The organism is Candidatus Symbiopectobacterium sp. NZEC135 (assembly GCF_025962695.1).
In genome coordinates, this window is the sequence record NZ_JAGFPF010000458.1 from 1 (window position 1) to 1,376 (window position 1,376).

Here is a 1,376-nt window from a genome sequence, read left to right on the forward strand (position 1 = left end):
TAAACCATTCCGCTAACGATATGTCTTGTTCATCCATCGCGCGCTGGAATAAGCGACCAATGGGTGCCAGCACCGCCTTGCTGACGGTGCCGAGCTCCATCAGGCCAAAGAGTGCAGTTTCATACGCGTTTTCTTCAATAAGCTGGGCCAACTGCGCATTCAGCGCCTTTTTCCGCTTTTCATCCAATGCCGTTGATGCAAGGTGTTGAGCAATCGTAAAAATACGCCGCAGCCCCTCCAGCGCCTCGCTGTTATTCTCAGCCGAGGAGGCGAGAAACGTTGGAAGGCCGCCTTCTTGCTCATGCAAACGTTGCATCAGTGCAATTAGCTCTTGTTGTCTACGTAGCTGCCGTTCTGACGATGCCAGCCGCTTTTCATCGCGCATTCGACCAGAAAGCAGCAAACTCATCTCTGCCAGCGTTGAATCCAGCGATTCGTCTGCAATTTCTTCCAACGCCATGTCTGTCAGCGGCAGGTTGTATTCATTACGCGGCAGGGAGTGTGCCTGATGGGGATCATTGTTTGTGGATAAAGCCTGGCCTGCCAGATTCTGATATTCAGGCATTTTCATCGTCACGCCTTACCTCCCGTTGATGGATGCCGAGCTCGTTCTCGGTATCTATCCATGCCAACACCTGCTGAAAATGTCTGCTGAGCGAAAAAGAAACGCTGAGCTGTGAAGATGTCAGAACGGCTTCATCCACAGCCAACTGCGGGTTGCAGGCTATCGCTAACCGCTCCCCGAAGGCCTCGCGCATTCTGGCCTCTCGCTCGGGATGAATCTGCAACGTGGTACACCCCGCCGCCGCCAGCTGTGCCACCTGCTGCGACAAACGGTCGCACAGCAGGTCATCAACCGGCTGTTGAGAAAACCAGGCGCTCAATACGTTCCGCATAGCCAGGCGGATACGTGACGTGACCGCCTGCACCACGCACTGTTCCACCGAGGCCGCCTCACACAGCGCCACAACGTGGCGCGCCAACCATTGATTCTCGCAGCGAGTAAGGATCTCCTGCTGACGGCGAGAAAACTCGGCATAAGCCTCATTCTGTATCTGGCGCTGCGCTTTGCGCGCCTGGCGTATCATGTGCTCTGCCTTACGGCTCGCCGCTTTCACGATGGTTGCGGCCTCTTGGTGGGCATCGCGCAGGGTGTGGGCATAAGCCAGTTGGGTGTTTAGCCTTTCAGCAGGAATCACGGGGAAATCGGGAAGTTGCCCATCAAGCTCAATCAACGGGAGTCGGCACAGCGGCATAGCATACGCTCCAGTAAATTCATCGTGGTCAGAGACGTCACGGGATACAACGCTTGCCTGAGCGGCGGCAGCTGTATCAACAGCGCCTGGAGCACGGGTTCCTCCCTTGCAGCACGGTAA

At 55.9% G+C, this 1,376-nt stretch carries 1 protein-coding gene and 1 pseudogene; both read right to left on the minus strand.

Going from position 1 to position 1,376, the window contains the following annotated elements; genetic code table 11:
- Positions 1-571, minus strand: a pseudogene (locus J5224_RS27855) (hypothetical protein); the annotation flags it as partial.
- Positions 558-1,376, minus strand: an 819-nt coding sequence (locus J5224_RS27860; RefSeq protein ID WP_264628368.1) for a hypothetical protein, incomplete at its 5' end; no start/stop codon positions are given. The pseudogene J5224_RS27855 and the gene J5224_RS27860, both read right to left, overlap by 14 nt.